The sequence below is a fragment of the Pseudomonas sp. RIT-562 genome (assembly GCF_026241895.1).
Classification (GTDB): domain Bacteria; phylum Pseudomonadota; class Gammaproteobacteria; order Pseudomonadales; family Pseudomonadaceae; genus Aquipseudomonas; species Aquipseudomonas mandelii_F.
Genome location: NZ_JAPJIV010000005.1, coordinates 62451 through 86057, shown reverse-complemented (window position 1 = coordinate 86057; position 23607 = coordinate 62451). Strand labels below are relative to the sequence as shown.

The window sequence follows — 23607 nt, the reverse complement described above, 5'->3', positions numbered from 1 at the left end:
TCTAGGGGTAAGCCATAGACCTTTGGCGTGCTGCTGCGGTCTATGCCAGTGCCTATCGATAAAAGGAAGAACGTCATGCCTGCCCGCGAACTGCAACAACAGCTCAATACTCTGCGCGAGCAATTGGAACAGAATCCGCCATTGACGGAAGTGGAGCGTGAAGACCTGCGCGTGTTGATGCAGCAGATCGAACTTGAGCTGGAGCTCGAGACCAAGACCCAGGATTCGAGCCTGTCCGATAATGTGAACCTGGCCGTCGAACGCTTCGAAATCGAACACCCGACCCTGGCTGGCACCTTGCGCAATATCGTGCAGGCGCTGGGCAACATGGGTATCTGAATTCGCCGGATGTAAAAAAGCCCTGCCAGTGATGGCGGGGCTTTTTATTGTGCGCAATTTGCAATGCATTCCCTGTGGGAGCGGGCTTGCTCGCGAAGGCTGTGTTCCAGGCAACCTCTACGTTGGCTGATGCACCGCCTTCGCGAGCAAGCCCGCTCCCACAGGGACGGTTCCCACACAAGTAACTTATTGGCGGACCAGACGGTGGTTCGGCAACTGCACGGTCTCGGTGCTGCGATACGGGTTGATGTCCAGCCCGCCGCGGCGGACATACCGCGCGAACACCGTCAGCTTCTCTGGCTTCAGCAACCGCTGCAGGTCCAGGAAGATGCGCTCTACACACTGCTCGTGGAAGTCCGAATGCTGGCGGAAACTGACGATGTACTCCAGCAGGCTCGCGTGATCCAGCGCCGCGCCACGATATTCGACGGCAACACTGCCCCAATCCGGCTGGCTGGTTACCGGGCAATTGGATTTGAGCAGATGGCTGTGAACACTCTCCTCGACGATGCGCGAATCGTCGCAACGCAGCAGTTCCGGGCGCGGATGCTCGTAGTTGCTGACGCTGATGTCGAGGTCATCGATGCACACGCCGGGCAAGGCGACCACGCCTTCGGCTTCCACATCCTTCAGGCTGCGGATGCGCACGCCCACCGATTTGCCGGCGGCGGCGGACAGATCCTTGGCCAGGGTCGCTTCAAGGCTCGCGGAGTCGGCGAACGGCGTCTGGTTCAAGGAATTGAGGTAGAGCTTGAACGATTTGGATTCGATGATATTCGGCGAATCCGCCGGAATGCTGAATTCGCCGATCGCCACCACCGGCTTACCCGACGGCAACAACCACGACAGTTCGAAGCAATTCCAGAAATCCACGCCCTTATACGGCAAGGTGTCTGCCGTCAGGCCGAGCTCGGCCCACTTCGCGGTACGCGGGATCGGGAAAAGCAGGGACGGCGTGTAGGTGGCGATGTATTCGCTGGATTTGCCCAGCGGCGAGTGTTCGGCTGCGGGATGCATGGCGGAAACCTGACTGAAGAATCAGTGGATTCTATCAGTGTTTGCGGGGGGCCACAGCCGCCGCAGCGCCTACGGAGCGTCGACCGTCAGTTTGCCAACCATGCCAGCCTGGTAGTGGCCGGGGATGTTGCAGGCGAATTCCAGGGTGGTGGGTTTGCTGAAGGTCCAGGTCAGTTCGGCGGTTTTGCCTGGCTCGACCAGTACACTGTTGGGGTCATCGTGCTTCATGGCATGGCCCATGGCGCCGTGGTCCATGGCCTTCATTCCCGTCGGAGTGAGCATGCCGCTCTGCTGCATCTGCAGCATTTCCTGCTGGTGCCTGGCATGCATTGCCGCGTCGCCGAGGTTGAACTCATGCAGCAATTGGCCTTTGTTCACCAGCACAAATCGTACGGTCTCGCCGGCCTTGATCTCGATGGCCTTGGGATCAAACGACATGTCCCCCATCAGCACTTCAACGCTGCGGCTAGCCTTGGCTGCCGGAGCCGGCTGGCCAAAGTCGAAGGAGTGCGCCGGCGCTGCCCACGCCGGAGCGCTCAGCGCCAGCAGGCATGCGGTCAACAGCAACGGTTTGCGCAAAAACATGGGTCTACTCCAACAAGGTAAGTGACAGCCTGTAGAAAACTCTAAACTGCTGCCACTGCCCGCAACCTGACAGGCAGATTACAACTTTGTCAGGTTGGCCTGCCCCCGCGCGGCACACGGTATAAAGCGTTCGTTCCATTGACCCCGAGCTATCCATGAAACTGCTGATCGTCGAAGACCAAGCGAAAACCGGCCAATATCTGCGCCAGGGCCTGACCGAGGCCGGCTTTAATACCGAGCTGGTGGCCGACGGCAGCACCGGGCAACAACTGGCACTGAGCGGTGATTACGCCTTATTGATCCTTGATGTGATGCTGCCCGGTCGCGACGGCTGGCAAATTCTCCAGGCGGTGCGCGGCGCCGGCCTCGACACGCCAGTGCTGTTTCTCACCGCTCGCGACGCCGTGGAGGACCGGGTTCATGGCCTGGAGCTGGGCGCCGACGATTACCTGGTCAAACCATTCGCTTTTTCCGAACTGCTCGCACGGGTGCGCAGCCTGTTACGCCGTGGCAGCGCCCCGCCCCAGGAAACCAGCCTGCAACTGGCGGATCTGCGCCTGGACCTGATTCGTCGGCGGGTTGAACGCAGCGGACAGCGTATCGACCTCACCGCCAAGGAATTCGCCCTGCTGGAAATGCTCTTGCGTCGCCAGGGTGAAGTGTTGCCCAAGTCGCTGATCGCTTCACAGGTGTGGGACATGAACTTCGACAGCGACACCAACGTGATCGAAGTGGCGATCCGTCGGCTGCGCCTGAAGATCGACGATGACTTCCCCAACAAACTGATCCACACCGTACGCGGCATGGGTTACGTCCTTGAAGAGCGCCCTGCCTGATGCGCCGACTGTCTTTGAGCAGCCGCCTGGCGCTGCTGTTCGCTGCCTGTACGGCGGTGGTTTCACTGATCGCCGGCGTGCTGTTCAGCCGGGCCAGCGAGGCGCATTTCGTCGAGCTGGATCAACAGCTGCTGGACGGCAAATTGATTGGCTTGCGTCGGGCGCTGCACGACATTCAATCCAGCGAAAGCCAGGCCAGGCTCGCCGATGAACTGAGCCGCCAGGCCGACCTGGCGCTGCGCATCACCGGGGCTGACGGCCAACGCTGGTATGACAGTTCGGCGCAGCTGCCAGGTCAACTGCCGCTGACTGCAGGCTTGTCCACCACCAGCCATGCCGGCACCGACTATCGAGTGCTGAACGCCCCGCTCTACCCCGGCAAACCCGACTCGCCGCAGCTGACCTTGCTGCTCGACATCACCCATCACCAGCACTTTCTGCAGCGCATGCAGCACCTGATCTGGCTGACCGTAGGCCTTTCGGCGCTGGCCACTGCGCTGCTCGGCGCCTGGGCCGCGCGCAGTGGCTTGCGGCCGCTGCGCCGCATGAGTGAAGTGGCGCGCGGGGTGTCGGCACAATCGCTCAACGCTCGATTGCCCGAAGAGCAAATGCCCCCCGAGCTCGCGCAAATGGCCCATCATTTCAACGCCATGCTGGGACGTCTCGACGACTCTTTCCAGCGCCTGTCGGCTTTCTCTGCCGACATCGCGCATGAACTGCGCACTCCGCTGTCGAACCTGCTGACCCACACCCAGGTCACCCTCACCCGCCCGCGTCCGCTCGAGGATTATCGCGAGGCGCTGCACAGCAACCTTGAAGAGTTGCAATGGATGGCGCAGCTGGTCAACGACATGTTGTACCTGGCCAAGGCCGATCACGGCTTGTTGATGCCCTCCCGCGAACCGCTGGACCTCGGACAGGAAGTGGATGTGCTGCTGGAATTCTTCGCACCTTTGGCGGAAGACGCCCAGGTCAGACTGAGCCGTGAAGGCACTGCGCGAATGGCAGGTGATCGCAGCATGCTGCGCCGCGCGCTGTCCAATCTGCTGGACAATGCGTTGCGGTTCACCCCGATGGAAGGTGAAGTGCGGGTGCGGATCAGCGAGCAGCCCAAGGACTTGGGACTGGTGATCGAGAACACGGGAGCTGGGATTGCCGCAGAATTGCTGCCGCGCTTGTTCGACCGATTTTATCGGGCGGACCCCGCTCGACAGGAAGGCAGCAGTGAACATGCGGGGCTGGGGCTGGCGATTACTCGGTCGATCATTCGGGCCCATGGCGGGCAGATCCGGTGTGAATCGGGGGATGGGTGGACGCGGTTTTTGATTGAGTTACCCAGGGAGCATTGAGCCTGGCAGGATCTACCTCATCGCGGGCAAGCCTTGCTCCCACAGGTCTTTGAGTCGTTCACGCAATCGTGTTTCAACTCCAATCCTGTGGGAGCAAGGCTTGCCCGCGATAGCGGTTTCAGGCCTTACGAATACCGCAACGCATGCGCCGGCTCGATCTTCGCCGCTCGCCACGCCGGATATACCGTGGCCAGGAAGCTCAACACAAACCCCGCCGAGCAGATCAACAGCACATCCCCACCCTGCAACTCGGAAGGCAGGTTGCTGACGAAGTACACATCCGAACTGAAGATGTGCTGCCCGCTCACGCGCTCGACCCAACCCACCAGCTCGCTGACGTTCAGCGCCGCGATCACGCCCAGCACCCCACCAATCAGCGTGCCGACGATGCCGATCACCGTGCCCTGCACCATGAAGATCGCCATGATCTGCCGTGGGGTCGCGCCGATGGTGCGCAGGATCGCGATGTCCGCGCCCTTGTCGTTTACCACCATGATCAGGGTGGCGATGATGTTGAAGGCGGCGACGGCGACGATCATCAGCAACAGCAGGCCAATCATGGTCTTTTCCATTTTCATCGCGCTGAACAGGCTGCCCTGGGTGTGGGTCCAGTCGTCAGCGCGATAAGCCGTGCCCAAGCCACCAGCAATGTCGCTGGAGACTTTGGGGGCCGCGTACAGATCCTTCACCGCGAGGCGCACGCTCTGCACCTGGTTGGGCTGCCAATGTTGCATCTGCGCGGCATCGGCCACGTGGATCAGCGCCATCGAGCCGTCCAGCTCGGCGCCGACCTTGAACACGCCGACCACATTCAGGCGCTGCATGCGCGGGGTAATACCACCCGGCGCGGTACTGACTTCCGGCACGATCAGGGTGATCTTGTCGCCCACGTTCAAGCGGAAACGCCGGGCCGTGATCTCACCGATCACCACGCCGAACTCACCGGGCTTCAGCGCATCCAGGCGCCCCTGGACAATGTGCTTGGCGACAATCGACACCTGGCCTTCAAGCGCCGGGTCGACGCCGCTGACCTGGATCGGCTGCATCGTGCCCTTGTAGGACAGCATGCCTTCCATTTCGGTGAAGGGCACGGCGGCGGTCACTTCGGGGTTTTTCATCGCGGCGGCGGCCACTGGCTGCCAGTCATCGATCGGGTTGACGCCGACGATGGTCGCGTGCGGCACCATGCCAAGGATGCGCGAACTCATTTCGCGCTGGAAGCCGTTCATCACCGACAGCACCACGATCATGGCCAGCACGCCCAGGGCGAGACCGATCATCGAGGTCATCGAGATGAAGGACACGAAGCGATTGCGACGCTTGGCGCGGGTGTAGCGCGCGCCGATGAAGATCGATAACGGTCTGAACATTCGCTGGGGCACCGTATAAAAATTAATGACCCGAGGTCGTTGCAGACCTCGGGTTGCGACCAGTCAGATAGGAGTCAGGCAACCTTCCTGCAAGTGCAGGACGCGATCCATCTGGCGGGCCAGGTTCATGTCGTGAGTCACCACCAGGAACGCCGTGCGCATCGAGGTGCTGAGTTCCAGCATCAAATCCTGGATGCCCTGGGCGGTGTGGGAGTCGAGGTTGCCGGTCGGCTCGTCGAGCATCACCAGCCCTGGCTTGTTCACCAGGGCGCGGGCGATGGCCACACGCTGGCGTTCACCTCCGGACAGTTCGGCCGGCTTGTGTTCCAGGCGATGTCCCAGCCCTACCCGCTCCAGCAATGCCGTGGCACGCTGACGCGCCTCCGGGATCGCGGTCTTGCCGATCAGCAGCGGCATGCAGACGTTTTCCAGCGCGGTGAATTCCGGCAGCAAGTGGTGGAACTGGTAAACGAAACCCAGGGACCGATTGCGCAACAGGCCGCGATTCTTCTCGCTCAGGGCCGACAGCTCTTCACCGTCGAGCCACACGCTGCCCTTGGTCGGTGTATCCAGCCCGCCCAACAGGTTGAGCAAGGTACTCTTGCCCGACCCCGAGGTGCCGACGATCGCCACGCGCTCGCCCGGATGCAACTCCAGTTGCAGACCAGCCAGGACCTCGACCGACTCCGGGCCTTCCTCGTAGGATTTGCCCAGGTTGCGGCAGCTCAGGATTGCTTTTTCACTCATGCCCAATTCACTCATAACGTAGCGCCTCCGCAGGCTGGGTGCGCGCGGCACGCCAGGCTGGATACAGGGTGGCGAGGAAACTCAGGATCAACGCGGCGGCACAGACCATCACCACGTCCTGGCTCTGCACCTGCGACGGCAGGTAATCGATGAAGTACACGTCGGCGTTCAGGAACTTGTGGCCGATCAGGCCTTCGAGGGCCGAGATCGCCGCACTGACGTTCAGCGCCGCGAAGATGCCGACCACGGCGCCGATCAGCGTGCCGAACACCCCAATCACCGTGCCCTGCACCATGAAGATCGCCATGATGGTGCCAGGCGTGGCACCCAGGGTGCGCAAGATCGCTATATCGCCCTTCTTGTCGTTCACCACCATCACCAGGGTGGAGATGATGTTGAACGCAGCCACGGCGACAATCAGCAGCAACAGCAGGCCGATCATGGCTTTTTCCATGCGGATGGCCTGGTACAGGTTGCCGTGGGTGCGGGTCCAGTCGCGGGCGTAGTAGTGGTCTTCGCCAAGTTGCTGGGCAATGTTCCACGCAGTGCGCGGCGCCTGGAACAGGTCGTCGAACTTCAGGCGGATGCCCTGCACCTGATCCGGCTTCCAGCGATGCAGCTTCGCCAGGTCCTGGAGGTTGGTGACGCCCAGGTAACCGTCGATCTCACCGGCGCCGACATGGAAAATGCCGACCACCGTAAAGCGTTTCATGCGCGGGAACATCCCGGCCGGAGTCACGGTGACTTCGGGCGCGACGAAGGTCAGCTTGTCGCCAATGGCGGCGCCGAGCTTGGCCGCAGCCTTGTCGCCGATGAAGATGCCAAAGCTGCCGGGGGCCAAATCGTCGAGTTTGCCCTGCAGCATGAACTTGTCGATGATCGAAACCTGGCGTTCCAGCGCAGGGTCGATGGCATTGAGCAGCACCTTGGACACCTTGCCGTTATTGGTCAGCAAACCCTGCATCTGGGTAAACGGCGCTACCGCCGTCACCTGCGGGTTTTGCTTGACCTTGGCGGCCAGGCTTGGCCAGTCGTTGATCGGTTCGCCGGACTCGATGGTCGCGTGGGGCACCATGCCCAGCACGCGGGTGCGCATCTCATGATCGAAGCCGTTCATGACCGACAGCACCACGATCATCACGACCACGCCAAGGGCGAGCCCGATCATCGAGGTCAGGGAAATGAACGACACAAAATGATTGCGACGCTTTGCACGGGTATAACGCGTGCCTATAAATACGAAGAGAGGTCTGAACATGTCGGGGCTTGTTCGGAGGGAAAAGGAACGTCCTTGTGGCGGGGGTCGATAACCAGCTTTACACTCAGACCACCGCCGCTACCATGGGTTCGCCATGTCGACATTAGATGAAGAAGATCGCCGCGAATACTACCGTATCGATGACTCGATCGCACTGGAAATTCGGCCCCTGTCCGCTGCCGAAGCCGCGGGCCAGGAAGTGTTGCAGGATGCTTCTCCGCTGTTCAACCTGCTCAGTGAATTGCACCTGAGCGAATTCGAATCGCAACACCTGTTGCGCCAGATCAGTGAGCGCGACCGCAACCTTGCGGCATTCTTGAAATCCCAGAACAAACGTATCGACCTGCTGAGCCAGGTGATCGCCATTACCGTGCTGGGGCAGATCGGCGAACCGCAACCGGTGATCCTTTCCGAAGGCGGCATCGACTTCCAGCACCCCACGCCAATCGCCGCCGACGCGCGCCTGTCGATCAAGCTGGTATTGATGCCGCAAGCGCTTGGCCTGCTGTTGCGCGCCCGGGTCACGCATTGTGATGCCAAGGGCGATGGCTACGACATCGGCACCGAATTCGAGCACCCGACCGATGCCCAGCGCCAACTGCTGGCCCGCTACATTTTGCAGAAGCAGGCCCAGGAACGTCGCCTGGCCCGTGAACAAAACGACTCAGGCACTTTAAATTAAGGAAGAACCGTGACCCTCATCTACGGCCATCGCGGCGCCAAGGGCGAAGCACCGGAAAACACCCTGACCAGTTTCCAGCAATGTCTCAAGCACGGCGTGCGCCGCTGCGAGCTGGACCTGCACCTGTCCAAGGACAACGAGCTGATGGTCATCCACGACCCGACGCTCAAGCGCACCACCGACCGGCGCGGCAAGGTCGTCGAGCACTCGGCGGCGGAGCTTAAGACCTACGACGCGCGCAAAGGCGGCCCGGGCTGGATCAAGCCCTGCCCGATCCCGACCCTGGAAGAACTGTTCGAAAAATGCGACTTCGAGCACTGGCAGCTGGAGGTCAAAAGCGCTTCGCGCACCCGCGCCGCCACCACCGTGCTGGCGATTCGCGAAATGGCCCAGCGCTTCGGCATGCTCGACAAGGTCACCATCACCTCAAGCTCACGCGAAGTGTTGAAGGCTGCACTGGATCTGGTGCCGGACGTGTCTCGCGGACTGGTGGCCGAATACGCCTGGCTCGACCCATTGAAGGTCGCGCAAAGCTATGGCTGTGAATTTCTTGCGCTGAACTGGACCCTGTGTACGCCGGAACGCCTGGAGAAGGCGCAGCGCCAGGGGCTGCATGTGTCGGTATGGACAGTCAACGAGCCCGCGCTGATGCGCAGGCTCGCCGACTTCGGCGTTGACAGCCTGATTACAGACTTTCCCGGTTTGGCCAGCGCCACGCTCGAGAATTGCTGAAATCGGTCTCCCCGGCCGGCTCAGGCCACCGGCCGGAGCCGCTCAAAAAAGCCGGTTGAGGCCATCGTACGCCGCTACCCGATAGGCTTCGGCCATGGTCGGGTAGTTGAACGTGGTGTTGACGAAATACTTCAGGGTGTTCAGGTCGCCCGGCTGGTTCATGATCGCCTGGCCGATGTGCACGATCTCCGACGCCTGGTAACCGAAGCAGTGAACGCCCAGCACTTCCAGGGTCTCGCGGTGGAACAGGATCTTCAGCATGCCTTGCGGCTCGCCGGCGATCTGCGCACGCGCCATGCTCTTGAAGAACGCCTTGCCCACTTCGTACGGCACCTTGGCCTGGGTCAGCTCCTGCTCGTTCTTGCCGATCGAGCTGATCTCCGGAATGGTGTAGATGCCGGTCGGCACGTCATTGACGAAGCGCCAGCTGTGGTTATCGACGATGCTGCCAGCCGCCGAACGGCCCTGGTCGTGAGCAGCACTGGCCAGGCTCGGCCAGCCAATCACGTCACCGGCGCCGTAAATATTCGGCTTGCAGGTACGGTAGGCCTCGTCCACTTCGATCTGACCACGGCTGTTGACCTTCACGCCGATATTTTCCAGGCCCAACTGATCGGTGTTCCCGGTACGGCCGTTGCACCAGAGCAAGGCGTCAGCCTTGATCTTCTTGCCGGACTTGAGGTGCAGGATCACGCCGTTGTCCACGCCTTCGACGCGGTCGTAGTCTTCGTTGTGGCGGACCGTGATGTTGTTGTTGCTGAAGTGATAGCTCAGGGCCTGGGAGATTTCCGAGTCGAGGAAGCTCAGCAACTGACCACGGTTATCCACCAACTCCACCAGTACACCCAGGCCGCTGAAAATCGAGGCGTACTCGCAACCGATCACGCCGGCGCCGTACACGATGAGTTTGCGCGGGGTGTGGCCGAGGCTGAGGATGGTGTCGCTATCGTAGATACGCGGGTGGTGGAAATCGATGTCCGCCGGGCGATAAGGACGCGAGCCAGTGGCGATGATGATGTGCTTGGCCACCAGTTTCTCGACCACGCCATTGGCGCAGACCACTTCGATGGTTTGCTCGTCGGCGAAGCTGCCGGTGCCGAAGAACACGTCGACGCGGTTACGGGCGTAGTAGCCGGTACGCGAAGCGACTTGTTTGGAGATGACTTTCTCGGCGCTTTTCAACACGTCCGGGAACGAGAACCAGCGCGGCTCACCAATGGCCCGGAACATCGGGTTGGTGTTGAACTGCATGATCTGCCGGACCGAGTGACGCAAAGCCTTGGACGGGATGGTGCCCAGGTGGGTGCAGTTGCCGCCGACCTGGCGACGGCTATCGACCATCGCCACCTTGCGTCCTGCTTTGGCGGCGTTCATTGCCGCGCCTTCTCCTGCCGGGCCGGAACCCAGCACCACCACGTCGTAGTTGTAGACAGCCATGCGTACTCCTCAGAACAGGCCGCGGCGCCATCGGCACCTGCGGCTAAATCACGCCATCTGCGGCGTGAAGGAACAATTTGGGGCCAATGCAGAACCCGGACACAGTCTATAGAAGCGTCAACGCCGCGCACATTAACCCTTGGTCGCGTCGTAGGCTAGTTTTGCCTGCACTACAACGCCAGCATTCATTGCTTTAATTGGGTTTGTACGGCACTGAGTCGCTCAAAAGCCTGATTGGTTCTTGTGACGAAACCGCTATCGGCACGAATCACAAAAAATGCACCGATCGCGTGTTTTTCCGCGTAGTCCCAACCGCGCTGGGGCCCAAGAATCAGCAGCAGCGTCGATAAGCCATCGGCCATCAGTGCCGAAGAATGAATCACCGTGACCGACGCCAGGGTGTGCGAGACCGGCGCCCCGGAGCGCGCATCGAACGTGTGGGAATAGCGCCGGCCATCCTCCTGGAAATAATGGCGGTAGTCACCGGAAGTGGACACCGCGTAGTTGTCGACCGCGATGATCTTTTCCGCCACCTGCTGGTCATCCCGCGGCTCTTCGAGAGCGATCCGCCATGGGCTGCCATCGAGTTTGTGACCGCGCGCCTTGAGTTCACCGGTGGCTTCGGCGAGGTAATCGTGGATGCCCATGGCTTCGAGTCGCGCGGCGATGGTGTCGACTGCATAGCCGGCGGCGATGCTGTTGAAGTCGACTTCGACGGCAGCGTCCTTGCACAGCTGTTGGTTTTCGATGCGCAGATGCTGGTATCCGACTCGCTGGCGCACTTCGGCCAGTGCTTCAACGCTCGGGACTTGTTCCTTGCGCGATTGCGGACCAAATCCCCAGAGATTGAGCAGCGGCTCGACCGTCAGGTCGTAGGAGCCTTCGCTCTGCTGTGACAGCTGCTGGCCGATGCGGACCAATTCTAGGATGGGCGCGGGCATTTTCTGACAGTGGTTGGCAGGCAGGCGGTTGAAGCGTTCGATGTCGGAGTCGCTGCGGTAGGTCGACATTTGTTGATCGACCTGGGCGAGGATTTGCTCGACCTCGGCCTGGACTTCTTTGGGTGCGGGCAGGCCGGCGCGATGCAGGTATTTGACTGAATAAGAGCTGCCCATCGTGGGCCCGCCGAAACTTTCCATGGAGTCGCCGTTGCCGCAGCCGGACAGGCCGGCCAGCAGCCCCAGGACAATCCCCTTCCACCCGCTCAACACATTTCTCCGCAATCCCTGAAACACCACCAAGATCAGCCATTATGCATCGCCTCCCCGTCATCGGCATGGGTTGTGGAAGTCGGGGGCAGGCAGATCGTTATCGCGAGCAGGCTCACTCCTACATTGGATCGGTGTGCACAGCACCCTGTAGGAGTGAGCCTGCTCGCGATGAGGCCTGCAAGGTCACTGAATAATCACCGCCCGGCCACCTTCAAAGAACCACCCCACCCCCCACCCAACGCCTTGTACAACGTGACCTGGTTAATCTCCCGCGCCAACTCCAGCTGCGCCCACTTCTGTTGTGCATCAAACAACGAACGCTGCGCATCCATGGTCGAGAAATAGCTGTCCAGCCCCGCCTCGAACCGTAGCCGGGACTGGCGGTAGGCTTCCTGATAATCCCCCACCAGTTTCTTCTGGAACGCCACCTGGGTCAGCATCTCCTGGCGCGCATTCAAGGCATCGGCCGCCTCCCGAAATGCGTTCTGTACCGTAGCTTCGTACGCCGCTGTTTGCCCAGCAAATCGGGCATGGCTGGCGTCCACTTGCGCCCGCCGCGCGCCGCCATCGATCAAGGGCAACGACCCCGCCAGCGCCACGGTCCAGAATTCCGCAGGGCCGGTGAGCAGGCGTGAGAAATCCCCGGTCAGACTGCCCAACGCCGAGGTCAGGGAAAAGGTCGGGAAGTACGCGCTGCGCGCTGCACCGATGTCGGCATTGGCGGCGCGCAACTGGGCCTCGGCAGACATGATGTCGGGGCGGCGCTCGACCAGTGACGCCGGCAAACCGGCTGGCACGTCCAGCGTTGCCAGCTGCTCGCCGAGCACGCCGGAGGGCAGCAACCCCGGTGGCACCGGTTGCCCCACCAGTACCCGCAACGCGTTGCTGTTCTGCGCCACTTGCATCCGGTAAGTGTTGACCTGGACCGCGGCCGTGTTGGTCTGCGCATCGGCCTGGTGCACATCGATTCGCGCACTGGAACCCAGGTTGAAACTCTTGCGCAGCAACTGCCCGTAACGGTCCTGGGACTGATAAGTGTTCTGGGCCAGGTCGAGCAGATGCTGATTGGCCTTGAGCGTCAACCAGGTGCTGGCAACTTCACCGATCAGCGCCAGGCGCGCGGCCTGGTAATCGCCCTCCGACGCTTCGAATCGGGCCCCGGCAGCATTGCGCTGGCTGCGAATGCGCCCGAACAGGTCCAGCTCGTAGGAAGTGAAACCACCCGTGGCCTGAAAGGTGTTGGCGATGCTCCCGGCACTGTCGCCGCCATTGGGCGTGCGCACCAGCGGCGGCAACTTGCTGCGCCCGGCGTAAGTATCGATGCCGATGGTCGGAAACAGCCCGGACTGCGCGCTGGCGTAACCGGCCCGCGCCTCTTCGACACTGGCGGCGAACTGGCGCAGGCTGCGGTTATTGGCCAGCGCCATGTCGATCAACTGCCGCAGGCGGTCATCGACCACAAAACCACGCCAGTCCTTGTCGAACGCCTGCTGGCCGACGCAGCACTCGCCCGCCGTGTTGGCCGGCCATTGCTGATCGATCGGCGCGTCGGGCTTCTCGTAAGTCGGCTCCAGCGAACAACCGCCCAGCAGTAGCAATGACATTAAGCATGAGGTCGGTAAGCAACTGTTCATGGCGCGCACCTAAAATCGTTGGCCGAGCAAAGCTCGCAAGGGTGAAAGCAGCAAAGACCACAGCCCCGGCCGACTGACGCTGATGTGCGGCAGTGGCTGTTTACGAGAGCGCACACTGACCGGCCGCCAACGACGCTGGGGCGTGTAGGACGACTCCCTGTCCGGTGCAGGCAAACGCGGCAGCGCAGATTTTTCGCCGAGCAACGAGCGCCGCAACAAGGTGCCAAAGGCCAGCCCAGGCTCGGCCTTGCTGACGACATTGATCGTCGCATCGCTGAACAGGCGCGCGATCAGCCGCCGCCGCAGGTCTTCATCCAGCTCGGCAAAGCGCAGGCCCAACTGCTCGGCGCCGTGGTTGCGCATCACTTCGACGTCGAGCCAGCCCAGCTTGTCGACCCACATCTGGCCGCACAGTCCCGGTTTGATCGACGAAGCGAACGCGCATTTGAACGACGCGCCGCTGAGGGAAATATCCACCAGGCGCCCGGGCAACACCTTGCCGCCAAACCGAAAGCCCGTGGGTTTGTCGAACGGAAAGCGCTCCTCACCGTGCAAACGCGGGCGATCCACACAAGCGACCAGCGTCGCCAGGTTGTAGACCAGCGCCACCACGGTCCAGCACAGGTTGAACAGCATGTTGCCGTCGAATGCGGCGGCGGTACTGATCGCGATGTAGGCGCCAATTTGCGAGAACAGCGTCAAGGCAAAAAAGAACCCGAACAGCTTCCAGTGCACCATGGTTTTGCTGCGATCCAGGCCTTTGGCGGTGACTTTGAACGGCCGGCCGAAGGGCCGGATCATCGCGCTGGCAATGGTCGCAGTCACCGCCAGGGAGGCGACGATCTGGGTGACCTCGGTGAAAATCGGCAAGGTGCGCCGGTCCGTGACCCAGGTGCCGTAGCCCCAGAACGCAATCAGCGCCGGCATGCCAAACGCCAGGAAGTCCATCGGCGTGGCGTAGAAACCTGCCACCCCGAAGTACCAATACAGCACCGGCGACACCAGCATCATCAGGATGAAAGGCTTGGAGAACCAGTGCATCAGGCCATGGATGTAATGCAACCGGTCATTGAGCGTATAGCCGCTACCGCGCAACGGTCCTTCCTTGAGCAGCGCCACCTGGATAGTGCCCAGGCACCAGCGGCCGCGCTGGTTGATGTACTCGGTCAGGCCTTCTGCCGATAAGCCGATCGACAGGCGCTCGTTCAGCCAGCGGGTGACATAGCCTTTCTGCAGCAGGCGGTAGGTGGTGTAGATGTCTTCGCACACCGAGCCTGTAGGAAAACCGCCAATTTCATTGATCAAGTCGCGCCGCACCACGAAGGAAGTGCCGACACAGAACGCCGCATCCCAACCATCCTTTGCCGGTTGAAACACGTCGAAGAACACCCGTTGCTCGTCGACCCAGCACGCTGAAGTGCCCAGGTTGTGTTGGATCGGATCAGGGTTGTAATAGAACTGCGGGGTCTGCACCAGGCCGACCTTGGGGTCGTCGAACAAACCCAGGGTGCGCAAAAGGATCGGTTGCTGCGGCGCAAAATCGGCATCCAGCACCAGGATGTACGGCGCATTGCTGCCGGCCGCCGACTGGCGCAAACCGTTGTTCAGGTTGCCGGCCTTGGCGTGGGAATTATCGGGCCGTCGCGCGTACTGCACGCCGACCTCGGCGCAGTAATCGCGCAGCCAGTCGCGGCGCGTATCGTCGAGCACCCAAATCGTGAAGTTCGGGTAGTCGATGGCTTGGGCGGCGATAATGGTTTTTTCGAGGATTTCCAGGCCCTCATTGTAGGTGGCGATGAAGATATCCACCGCAGGCGCTTCCGCACCCAGGGCTCGCAGTCGTCGCTCACCGGTGTCCGCGGCCTTGCTGTGATCGGAGCGACATAACATCACGACAATGGAAAACAGCGTGTAGCCGATCGCCAGCATCTCGAAGAACAGGAAAGCGTAGGCCCAGACCGTGGCGAACCCCGAATGACCATCCGGCAAGGTGTCGCGAATTCGCCAGGCCGCGTAATTGAGTAGCAGCAACGCGGTGACGGCGCCGAACCCGGCACGCGCGGCCCATTGGTCGCGATGGGTCAGGCAAGTGAACAGAATCACCGCCGCCAGCGTGCAGAAATTGATTTGCAGCAGTTGCAACGAGTCCAGTGCCTGCATGTCAGTCAGCCTCTTGCGAACCGGTAAAGGGATTGACGCCAGTGGCCGCAATCGCCGCCCACGCCGTGGCGCCCAAGTGAGGCAGGTGGTAATAGAAAAAATCGTTGGTGACCGAGTCCGGGCCGATGGCCAGCCCGGTACTGATGCGCTCTGCCGGGGTCGCGAACAGCCAGCCATTCCCGGCTTCCTGGGCCAGCAACACACTCCACAGGGGTTGCGCCTTGTCGCTCAGGCCGTTTAATTGCGCGACCGCAGCGGTTTGCGCGGTGCCTTCGGTCCATAAGCCATCGGGATCGCGATTGAAGCCGTAACCGTCACCTGCACGGTGCGCGCTATCCACGAAGGCGAACACCCGACGCCAGTCACCGGGGGGATCGTGCAAGGCAATCAACGGCCATATCTGCGCGTCCAACCCGGAACGCAGCCGGTCCGACGTCTGGCCATCCGCTCCGGTGCCGATCAGGAAGCGCCCTTCTGTAGCGTCCCATTGGCTGGCGACAAACTGCCGGGCGATTTGCGCCTGTTGCGCCGTCGCCGGGTCCGGGGCCAGGGCATCGAGGGCCGACCAGGCGGCGGCGAGGTCGACGTTATGCTCGGTGGACTTCCACTTCTGCTCGATTTGCTGATTGAAATAGCCGTAGTAGCCACCACTGAAGCCGGCCGGAGCCTGGGCGTCGTAGGTATTTTCCTGCGACCAGCGCAGGACTTTTCTCGCGGCTTGCAGGTAGGAAGTCTCGCCGCTTTGACGAAAAGCCTCGAGCAACGCGAGTGCCGCCCATGCCTGGTTACCGGTGGCGCTGCTGACTTGATAGGCGTCCTGATTCCAGGCGTTGCGCTCGACGCTCCAATAGCCGGGCAACTTGATCGGCGGCGCACCCACCGGGCCGGCGGCATAGGCGTTGCGCAAGCGACCGTCCTGATATTCGGGATCGTGGTTGATGGCGAAGGCCAGGGCATCGGCAATCCGCCGCGCCGATCCGGGCTTGCCGCAGGCGAACAAGGCGATGCTCGCCAGGGCGTTATCGTAAGTAAACGCCACCCCGCGCAAGGCCAGGATCGGCGCCGGCTGACCATTCAGCGCAGGGTAACTGGCGACCAATACCGGGCCCGCCGGCTGCGTGATCACCGCGCGATCGAGCGCGGCACAGGTCATGGTCGCCAGTTGTGGCCTGGCGGCTGCCGCCAATGCCGAGGCACCGGTGCCCATCAGCATCAGGCTGACGAGCGTTCGCAAGAGGCCGTTCATGGTCGCGACACCTCGGCACTGGCCCACAGCCCCGGGTTACAGGTCATGGAGCGCTGGCTATCGGTGAGGTCGGCGGCAAAGGTGCCGACCACGTACACCGAGTTCTGCTCGGCGTAGGGAAACGGCACGCTGTAGGAGTTGGCGCGAATGTCCGAAGCGCTGGATAAGAGCTGCACCACGCTGGCCTTGAGGGGCTCGGCAAGGCCGCGGATTCTCACCGTCAGCACGCTGTCGCGATCGATCTTGCTGGCCATGCGCTCGGGGAACACCGCAATCACATAGCTCTGCCCGCAATCGGTCGCGCGCAGCAAGGTTGAGCCGGCCTGCACCTGCGTGCCCTGGGGCGCCACGAGCTCCTGCACAGTACCCGGCGAATAAGCCACGACATCGTACCCAGCCATCAGCTTGACCCGGTTCTGCTCGGCATCGATCAAGCGGTTGAGATTGTCCAGCTCCTGTTGATAGGTCGCCCGATTGCGCGCCTGATTTTCCAGGCTGAGCTTGAGCGTGGTCATTTGCGCGCTGAGATCAAACATGCGCAGCTGATCGGGGTCGAGGTATACCTGCTTGTTGGCGGCACTGACGTCTCCGTCGTTGATCCGCAACTGCGAGCGCACCGACTCGGCCGCACCTTGCAAAGAGGCAAGCTGCGCTTTTGATGAGGCGACCACCGCGCCGCTCACCGCCCCTTGCACGAACAACTCCAGATTGCGCTCGACCGTCTCCTGGGCGTCCATCAACCGCGCACTGGCCGCACTGCTTTCGGCGCGCAGGGCTCTTTGGGTGAAGAGTTGCCGGGTATGAAAGGCGGTCTGGTACTGCTGGCTGGTTTTTTCCAAGGCCTCGTAATACTGCTGGTCATGTTCGGCCTGGCTGGCCGAGGAAGATATCTGCTGTTCCAGGGTGAGCCGCCGGGTTTGCAGAGTCAGCAAGGTTTCCTGATTGGCCCGCGGGTTTTCCACCACGGCCACTTTCTGGCCCTGGACAAAAGTCGCGCCGGGTTTGACTTCCAGCGCGCTGACCACGCCATCAATGGGAGTGGTCAGCAGGATCACCGGCGCATTCAAAATGGCCCGGGTAGCAGAGGTCGATACCAGCGGCATCAGCAGCGTCGACAGCAGTAACCAGACGACAAACCCCAGGACTCCCAAACCCACCAGGCGGGGAAGCAATGACAGTAGCCTTGAGCGTTCTTCAGCCATGTTCAACTCTCCCGAGAGACCAACCGCGTAAAAGCCAGGCATAAACAAGCCGTGACCGCGAAACACTTTCGGCAGGGTGAGCAACATGAAACAGGGCGCTGCACGGCAACTATGCCGGGACAGTGTTAATTGAATTTATTGTGATGTGAGCAGGAATAAGATTCCTGTCTTTTTGGAGAGTTGAAACCTTGCATTGACACCATAAGCCCAGCGAGGCCCGAGGCAGAGCGGGCTGTCACAGGCGACACTAGTTTCAGAGCGTCGGGGTGTCAAGTATTAGGGCTTAACAATTAAATGGCGCCAATTAGATAACACAGCGTTTTATTGGATCCACAAGTCAGTTAACTCAAGCAACTTCTTATTTTTATTGAGAGTTTAAATTACCCACTATTGAAGCAACTCTGTATCAACAATGAGAAAAATCTCGAGCCCCGTAAAAAAATAATAAAAAGTTATAAGCAGGCCGCAAACAAAAACGCCCCGACCAAGGCCGGGGCGTTTTCAATTACAGGTGAAGCTTAGCGCGGGAATGCTGGCGGGTTTACACCGGCCATGTCTTCCATCACGCGAACCACCTGGCAGCTGTAACCGAACTCGTTGTCGTACCAAACGTACAGTACAACGCGGTTATCCTGGGTGATGGTCGCTTCAGCGTCCACCACGCCTGCGTGGCGCGAGCCAACGAAGTCGGTGGAAACCACTTCCTGCGAGTTGACGTAGTCGATTTGCTTATGCAGATCCGAGTGCATGGCCATCTGGCGCAGGTACTCGTTGATCTCTTCGCGAGTGGTGGCTTTCTCAAGGTTCAGGTTGAGAATGGCCATCGACACGTTAGGCGTCGGAACGCGGATCGCGTTACCGGTCAGCTTGCCGGCCAGCTCAGGCAGGGCCTTGGCAGCAGCGGTGGCAGCACCGGTCTCGGTGATGACCATGTTCAGCGCGGCGCTACGGCCACGGCGATCGCCTTTGTGGAAGTTGTCGATCAGGTTCTGGTCGTTGGTGTACGAGTGAACGGTTTCAACGTGACCATTGACGATGCCGAACTTGTCGTTGACTGCCTTGAGCACCGGCACGATGGCGTTGGTGGTGCACGAAGCGGCAGAAACGATCTTGTCGTCAGCAGTGATATCGCCGTGGTTGATGCCGTGCACGATGTTCTTCAGCTTGCCTTTGCCAGGCGCGGTCAGAACAACGCGGTCAACACCCGGGCACGCCAAATGCTGGCCCAGGCCATCGGCGTCACGCCATACACCGGTGTTATCCACCAGCAGCGCGTCTTTGATGCCGTACTGGGTGTAGTCCACTTCAGTCGGGTTTTTCGCGTAGATAACCTGGATCAGGTTACCGTTGGCGGTGATGGTGTTGTTGGCTTCATCAATGGTGATGGTGCCATCGAACGGGCCATGAACCGAGTCACGACGCAGCAGGCTTGCGCGCTTGACCAGGTCATTCTCGGCGCCCTTGCGGACCACGATGGCGCGCAGGCGCAGGCCGTCGCCACCACCGGTTTTCTCGATCAGGATGCGTGCCAGCAGACGGCCGATACGACCGAAGCCGTACAGGACAACGTCGGTGCCTTTACGAGCGGAAGCATTTTGCTGACCAACGACATCAGCCAGTTCTTCGCGGACGAACTGCTCGGCAGTGCGGCCATTGCCTTCGGTCTTGAACTTGACCGCAAGCTTGCCCAGGTCTACCGAGGCGGCGCCGAGCTTGAGCTCGCTCATCGCCTTGAGCAGGGGGAATGTTTCGTGGACGGACAATTCGCTGTCATCGGACTGGCGATGACGAGCAAAGCGGTGAGCTTTGAGAATCGCAATGACTGAACGATTGATCAGGCTGCGGCCATAGATCGAGCTCACCACGTTGTTATTGCGGTAGAGCTGACCGATAAGCGGAATCATCGCTTCTGCGAGTGCTTCACGGTCGATCCATTCACCAAGACACTGGTCGGGCTTCTGAGTCACGGGAACCTTCCACATGTAGGGGCAGAAAAAAGGGGCTACATTATGCCGCCGAGTGCCTCTTGTAGCAATGCGCGCCTGTCGTGCGATCCGTAACAAATTTCCCCGCAGAAAAAACACAGCTCGCTGCAGCCCAGTAAACACGGGCCTTCCAGCGCCGTCATTTTTTTGCAGACAGCGCTGCCTTGTCCGTAACCATCCGTAACACTGGTCTGTTTTGCCACTACATATTCGGTAATTTTCCCTAAAAAAACCGGCGATTTTGTCTTTACCACTACATTTCGCCCAACCTGCGTAATAGACACAGTCTGCAACTGACAGGCGGCACCCGGGACCGCTACAATTACCGACTTTGTCGCAACGCTTGGAGCTCAACCTTCCGTGCCCGTTCTGCGTCTACCGCTTCTCCCTGCCGCGGCAGGTAAACAGCACTGGGGCAATTTGCCCGGTGCCGCCCTGAGCCTGGCCATTGCCGAGGCCGCCAGCGCTGCCAAGCGCTTTACCCTGCTGCTCACAGCCGACAGCCAAAGTGCCGAACGACTGGAACAGGAGCTGGGTTTCTTCGCCCCGGATTTGCCCGTATTGCATTTCCCGGACTGGGAAACCTTGCCCTACGACCTGTTTTCGCCGCACCAGGACATCATCTCCCAGCGCATCGCCGCCTTATACAGGCTGCCGGAGCTGAGCCATGGCGTGCTGGTGGTGCCGATCACCACCGCCCTGCACCGCCTGGCCCCGACCAAGTTCCTGCTGGGCAGCAGCCTGGTGCTGGACGTCGGCCAGAAGCTTGACGTCGAGCAGATGCGCACCCGGCTCGAAGCCAGTGGCTATCGATATGTCGACACCGTCTATGAACACGGCGAATTCACCGTGCGCGGCTCGCTGATCGACCTGTTCCCGATGGGCAGCAAACTGCCGTTTCGTATCGACCTGTTCGATGACGAAATCGAGACCCTGCGTACCTTCGATCCGGAGAACCAGCGCTCCATCGACAAGGTCGACACCGTGCGCCTGCTGCCTGCGCGGGAATTTCCGTTGCAGAAAGATGCGGTCACCCGCTTCAAGGCACGCTTTCGCGAACGCTTCGACGTCGACTTCCGGCGCTGCCCGATCTTCCAGGACTTGAGCAGCGGCATTACCCCGGCCGGCATCGAGTACTACCTGCCGCTTTTCTTCGATGAAACCTCGACCCTGTTCGATTACCTGCCCCAGGACACCCAGGTGTTCTCCCTGCCCGGCATCGAGCAGGCGGCGGAGAACTTCTGGAACGACGTGCGCAATCGTTATGAAGAACGTCGCGTCGATCCGGCGCGACCTTTATTGCCGCCCGCCGAGTTGTTCCTGCCGGTGGAAGATTGCTTCGCCCGCCTGAAAAACTGGCCGCGAGTGGTGGCCAGCCAGCAGGACGTGGAAACCGGCGTCGGTCGCGAGCGCTTCCCCGCTCGCGAACTGCCTAACCTGGCCATCGAAGCCAAGGCCACCCAGCCTCTGGCGGCGCTGGCCGGTTTCCTCGACGAGTTCCCCGGCCGCGTGCTGTTTACCGCCGAGTCGGCTGGCCGGCGCGAGGTGCTGCTGGAACTGCTCGAACGCCTGAAGCTGCGACCGAAAACCGTCGACAGCTGGCCAGACTTCGTCGCCGGCAAAGAGCGCCTGGCCATCACCATCGCGCCGCTGGACGAAGGCCTGGTGCTGGACGATCCGGCGCTGGCCCTGGTAGCGGAAAGCCCGTTGTTCGGCCAGCGCGTAATGCAGCGTCGCCGCCGCGAGAAACGCGCCGACGCGAACAACGACGCGGTCATCAAGAACCTCACCGAGCTGCGCGAAGGCGCGCCGGTGGTGCACATTGACCACGGAGTCGGGCGTTATCTCGGCCTGGCGACCCTGGAAATCGACGATCAGGCCGCCGAATTCCTCACTCTGCAATATGCCGAAGGCGCCAAGCTCTACGTGCCCGTGGCCAACCTGCACCTGATCGCGCGTTACACCGGCAGCGACGACGCCCTGGCGCCGTTGCACCGCCTCGGCTCCGAAACCTGGCAGAAAGCCAAGCGCAAGGCTGCCGAGCAGGTGCGCGATGTAGCGGCCGAATTGCTCGACATCTATGCCCGTCGAGCGGCACGCGAAGGTTATGCCTTCGAAGACCCGAAAGGCGACTACGCGACCTTCAGTGCCGGCTTCCCGTTCGAAGAAACCCCGGACCAGCAGACCACCATCGAGGCCGTGCGCGCCGACATGCTGGCGCCCAAGCCGATGGACCGCCTGGTCTGCGGCGACGTGGGTTTCGGCAAGACCGAAGTGGCGATGCGCGCCGCCTTCATCGCAGTGCATGGCGGTCGTCAGGTGGCCATCCTGGTGCCGACCACCCTGCTCGCCCAGCAGCACTACAACAGCTTCCGCGACCGCTTTGCCGACTGGCCGGTGAGCGTGGAAGTGATGAGCCGCTTCAAGTCGCCCAAGGAAGTGAACGCGGCCATCGCCGACCTCGCCGAAGGCAAGATCGACATCGTGATCGGCACGCATAAGCTGCTGTCAGACGACGTCAAGATCAAAAACCTGGGGCTGGTGATCATCGACGAAGAGCACCGCTTTGGCGTGCGCCAGAAGGAACAGCTCAAGGCCCTGCGCAGCGAAGTCGACATCCTCACCCTGACCGCCACGCCGATTCCGCGCACGCTGAACATGGCGGTGTCGGGCATGCGCGACCTGTCGATCATCGCCACACCGCCGGCCCGGCGCCTGTCGGTGCGCACCTTTGTCATGGAGCAGAACAAGAGCACGGTCAAAGAAGCCCTGCTCCGTGAGTTGCTGCGTGGCGGCCAGGTGTACTACCTGCACAACGATGTGAAGACCATCGAGAAATGCGCCGCCGACCTCGCCGAACTGGTGCCGGAAGCACGCATCGGCATCGGCCACGGGCAGATGCGCGAGCGCGAACTCGAACAGGTGATGAGCGACTTCTATCACAAACGCTTCAACGTGCTGATCGCCTCGACCATCATCGAGACCGGCATCGACGTGCCGAGCGCCAACACCATCATCATCGAGCGGGCCGACAAGTTCGGCCTGGCACAGCTGCACCAGCTGCGCGGCCGGGTCGGGCGCAGTCACCACCAGGCCTACGCCTACCTGCTGACGCCACCGCGCCAGCAAATTACCGCAGACGCGGAAAAGCGCCTGGAAGCGATCGCCAACACCCAGGACCTCGGCGCGGGCTTCGTGCTCGCCACCAACGACCTGGAAATCCGTGGTGCCGGCGAGCTGCTGGGCGACGGTCAGAGCGGGCAGATCCAGGCCGTTGGCTTCACCCTGTACATGGAAATGCTCGAACGCGCGGTGAAATCGATCCGCAAGGGCGAACAACCGAACCTCGACCAACCCCTGGGTGGTGGCCCCGAGGTCAATCTGCGAGTACCGGCGCTGATCCCGGAAGATTACCTGCCAGACGTGCACGCCCGGCTGATCCTCTACAAGCGCATTGCCTCGGCCACCGACGAAGACGGCCTGAAGGACCTGCAGGTGGAGATGATCGACCGCTTTGGCCTGCTGCCGGAGCCGACCAAGAACCTGATGCGCATCACCGCGCTGAAACTGCAGGCGGAACTGCTCGGCATCAAGAAAGTCGACGGCGGCCCCCAGGGCGGTCGCATCGAATTTGCGGCGCAGACTCCGGTCGACCCGCTGACGCTGATCAAACTGATCCAAAGCCAGCCCAAACGCTACAAATTCGAAGGCGCCACGATGTTCAAGTTCATGGTGCCGATGGAGCGCGCGGAAGAGCGCTTTAATACTGTAGAGGCGCTGCTTGAGCTCCTCATCCCGAAAACTGCTTGAAGGACGC

At 61.2% G+C, this 23607-nt stretch carries 18 protein-coding genes; 6 read left to right on the top strand and 12 right to left on the bottom strand.

The features are described from left to right. Nucleotides 1-75 precede the first annotated feature (75 nt). On the top strand, nt 76-339 hold the full coding sequence (locus ORL50_RS08860; RefSeq protein WP_150711610.1) for a DUF4404 family protein: 264 nt from the start codon (nt 76-78) through the stop codon (nt 337-339). A gap of 186 nt (nt 340-525) precedes the next feature. Here the strand turns inward: ORL50_RS08860 and queF are convergent, their stop codons facing one another. Together queF and copI are read right to left on the bottom strand one after the other, a co-directional pair. Continuing rightward, the gene (gene queF / locus ORL50_RS08855; protein ID WP_266012760.1) at nt 526-1356 is read right to left on the bottom strand and encodes an NADPH-dependent 7-cyano-7-deazaguanine reductase QueF; all 831 of its coding nucleotides are present in this window, start codon (nt 1354-1356) and stop codon (nt 526-528) included. 69 nt (nt 1357-1425) lie between these two features. Beyond that, nucleotides 1426-1941: a copper-resistant cuproprotein CopI gene (gene copI / locus ORL50_RS08850; RefSeq protein ID WP_266012758.1), complete on the bottom strand. Its 516-nt coding sequence runs from the start codon at nt 1939-1941 to the stop codon at nt 1426-1428. Between the two features lie 155 nt (nt 1942-2096). Between copI and ORL50_RS08845 the strand changes: the two genes are divergently transcribed. Then, on the top strand, nt 2097-2777 hold the full coding sequence (locus tag ORL50_RS08845; RefSeq protein WP_266012756.1) for a heavy metal response regulator transcription factor: 681 nt from the start codon (nt 2097-2099) through the stop codon (nt 2775-2777). Further along, nucleotides 2777-4126, top strand: coding sequence for a heavy metal sensor histidine kinase (locus tag ORL50_RS08840; protein WP_266012754.1), 1350 nt, complete (start codon nt 2777-2779; stop codon nt 4124-4126). Before ORL50_RS08845 ends, ORL50_RS08840 begins: the two co-directional genes overlap by 1 nt. A 125-nt stretch (nt 4127-4251) precedes the next feature. Here the strand turns inward: ORL50_RS08840 and ORL50_RS08835 are convergent, their stop codons facing one another. The 3 genes from ORL50_RS08835 to ORL50_RS08825 all read right to left on the bottom strand — a co-directional run bounded on the left by ORL50_RS08835 (nt 4252) and on the right by ORL50_RS08825 (nt 7501). Beyond that, the gene (locus tag ORL50_RS08835) at nt 4252-5496 is read right to left on the bottom strand and encodes a lipoprotein-releasing ABC transporter permease subunit (protein ID WP_266012752.1); all 1245 of its coding nucleotides are present in this window, start codon (nt 5494-5496) and stop codon (nt 4252-4254) included. Between the two features lie 63 nt (nt 5497-5559). Further along, the gene (gene lolD, locus ORL50_RS08830) at nt 5560-6243 is read right to left on the bottom strand and encodes a lipoprotein-releasing ABC transporter ATP-binding protein LolD (protein WP_266012750.1); all 684 of its coding nucleotides are present in this window, start codon (nt 6241-6243) and stop codon (nt 5560-5562) included. Nucleotides 6244-6250: 7 nt separating this feature from the next. Beyond that, a complete protein-coding gene (locus tag ORL50_RS08825; RefSeq protein WP_266012748.1) occupies nt 6251-7501 on the bottom strand; it encodes a lipoprotein-releasing ABC transporter permease subunit in 1251 nt (416 codons plus the stop codon). Nucleotides 7502-7595: 94 nt separating this feature from the next. Here ORL50_RS08825 and ORL50_RS08820 point away from each other — a divergent pair, with 94 nt between their 5' ends. Both ORL50_RS08820 and ORL50_RS08815 read left to right on the top strand, forming a co-directional pair. Further along, nucleotides 7596-8183 carry a PilZ domain-containing protein gene (locus ORL50_RS08820; protein ID WP_266012746.1) on the top strand — a complete coding sequence of 196 codons (588 nt, stop codon included), beginning with the start codon at nt 7596-7598 and terminating at the stop codon, nt 8181-8183. A gap of 9 nt (nt 8184-8192) precedes the next feature. Continuing rightward, on the top strand, nt 8193-8915 hold the full coding sequence (locus ORL50_RS08815; RefSeq protein ID WP_266012744.1) for a glycerophosphodiester phosphodiesterase: 723 nt from the start codon (nt 8193-8195) through the stop codon (nt 8913-8915). Nucleotides 8916-8957: 42 nt separating this feature from the next. On the opposite strand, the gene sthA is transcribed toward ORL50_RS08815, so the two are convergent. The 7 genes from sthA to ORL50_RS08780 form a co-directional block, all read right to left on the bottom strand. Beyond that, a complete protein-coding gene (gene sthA, locus ORL50_RS08810; protein ID WP_045062459.1) occupies nt 8958-10352 on the bottom strand; it encodes a Si-specific NAD(P)(+) transhydrogenase in 1395 nt (464 codons plus the stop codon). Between the two features lie 185 nt (nt 10353-10537). Further along, complete coding sequence (locus ORL50_RS08805) at nt 10538-11530, bottom strand: FAD:protein FMN transferase (protein WP_266013263.1); 993 nt, start codon at nt 11528-11530, stop codon at nt 10538-10540. Nucleotides 11531-11757: 227 nt separating this feature from the next. Continuing rightward, the gene (locus tag ORL50_RS08800; RefSeq protein WP_266012742.1) at nt 11758-13167 is read right to left on the bottom strand and encodes an efflux transporter outer membrane subunit; all 1410 of its coding nucleotides are present in this window, start codon (nt 13165-13167) and stop codon (nt 11758-11760) included. A 39-nt stretch (nt 13168-13206) separates the two neighbouring features. Further along, nucleotides 13207-15357 carry a glycosyltransferase family 2 protein gene (locus tag ORL50_RS08795; RefSeq protein WP_266012739.1) on the bottom strand — a complete coding sequence of 717 codons (2151 nt, stop codon included), beginning with the start codon at nt 15355-15357 and terminating at the stop codon, nt 13207-13209. A 1-nt stretch (nt 15358) separates the two neighbouring features. After that, complete coding sequence (locus tag ORL50_RS08790) at nt 15359-16603, bottom strand: hypothetical protein (RefSeq protein ID WP_266012736.1); 1245 nt, start codon at nt 16601-16603, stop codon at nt 15359-15361. Continuing rightward, a complete protein-coding gene (locus ORL50_RS08785; RefSeq protein WP_266012733.1) occupies nt 16600-17805 on the bottom strand; it encodes an HlyD family secretion protein in 1206 nt (401 codons plus the stop codon). Before ORL50_RS08785 ends, ORL50_RS08790 begins: the two co-directional genes overlap by 4 nt. Before the next feature lie 518 nt (nt 17806-18323). After that, complete coding sequence (locus ORL50_RS08780; RefSeq protein WP_247292584.1) at nt 18324-19787, bottom strand: glyceraldehyde-3-phosphate dehydrogenase; 1464 nt, start codon at nt 19785-19787, stop codon at nt 18324-18326. Nucleotides 19788-20150: 363 nt separating this feature from the next. On the opposite strand from ORL50_RS08780, the gene mfd reads away from it, so the two are divergent. Beyond that, nucleotides 20151-23600: a transcription-repair coupling factor gene (gene mfd, locus ORL50_RS08775; RefSeq protein WP_266012727.1), complete on the top strand. Its 3450-nt coding sequence runs from the start codon at nt 20151-20153 to the stop codon at nt 23598-23600. Nucleotides 23601-23607: the final 7 nt, after the last annotated feature.

Excerpts from the sequence above, each read along its gene's own strand:
- ORL50_RS08860 (WP_150711610.1), top strand. The coding sequence starts at position 76 with ATGCCTGCCCGCGAACTGCAACAACAGCTCAATACTCTGCGCGAGCAA.
- queF (WP_266012760.1), bottom strand. The coding sequence starts at position 1,356 with ATGCATCCCGCAGCCGAACACTCGCCGCTGGGCAAATCCAGCGAATAC.
- copI (WP_266012758.1), bottom strand. The coding sequence starts at position 1,941 with ATGTTTTTGCGCAAACCGTTGCTGTTGACCGCATGCCTGCTGGCGCTG.
- ORL50_RS08845 (WP_266012756.1), top strand. The coding sequence starts at position 2,097 with ATGAAACTGCTGATCGTCGAAGACCAAGCGAAAACCGGCCAATATCTG.
- ORL50_RS08840 (WP_266012754.1), top strand. The coding sequence starts at position 2,777 with ATGCGCCGACTGTCTTTGAGCAGCCGCCTGGCGCTGCTGTTCGCTGCC.
- ORL50_RS08835 (WP_266012752.1), bottom strand. The coding sequence starts at position 5,496 with ATGTTCAGACCGTTATCGATCTTCATCGGCGCGCGCTACACCCGCGCC.
- lolD (WP_266012750.1), bottom strand. The coding sequence starts at position 6,243 with ATGAGTGAAAAAGCAATCCTGAGCTGCCGCAACCTGGGCAAATCCTAC.
- ORL50_RS08825 (WP_266012748.1), bottom strand. The coding sequence starts at position 7,501 with ATGTTCAGACCTCTCTTCGTATTTATAGGCACGCGTTATACCCGTGCA.
- ORL50_RS08820 (WP_266012746.1), top strand. The coding sequence starts at position 7,596 with ATGTCGACATTAGATGAAGAAGATCGCCGCGAATACTACCGTATCGAT.
- sthA (WP_045062459.1), bottom strand. The coding sequence starts at position 10,352 with ATGGCTGTCTACAACTACGACGTGGTGGTGCTGGGTTCCGGCCCGGCA.
- ORL50_RS08800 (WP_266012742.1), bottom strand. The coding sequence starts at position 13,167 with ATGTCATTGCTACTGCTGGGCGGTTGTTCGCTGGAGCCGACTTACGAG.
- ORL50_RS08795 (WP_266012739.1), bottom strand. The coding sequence starts at position 15,357 with ATGCAGGCACTGGACTCGTTGCAACTGCTGCAAATCAATTTCTGCACG.
- ORL50_RS08790 (WP_266012736.1), bottom strand. The coding sequence starts at position 16,603 with ATGAACGGCCTCTTGCGAACGCTCGTCAGCCTGATGCTGATGGGCACC.
- ORL50_RS08785 (WP_266012733.1), bottom strand. The coding sequence starts at position 17,805 with ATGGCTGAAGAACGCTCAAGGCTACTGTCATTGCTTCCCCGCCTGGTG.
- ORL50_RS08780 (WP_247292584.1), bottom strand. The coding sequence starts at position 19,787 with ATGTGGAAGGTTCCCGTGACTCAGAAGCCCGACCAGTGTCTTGGTGAA.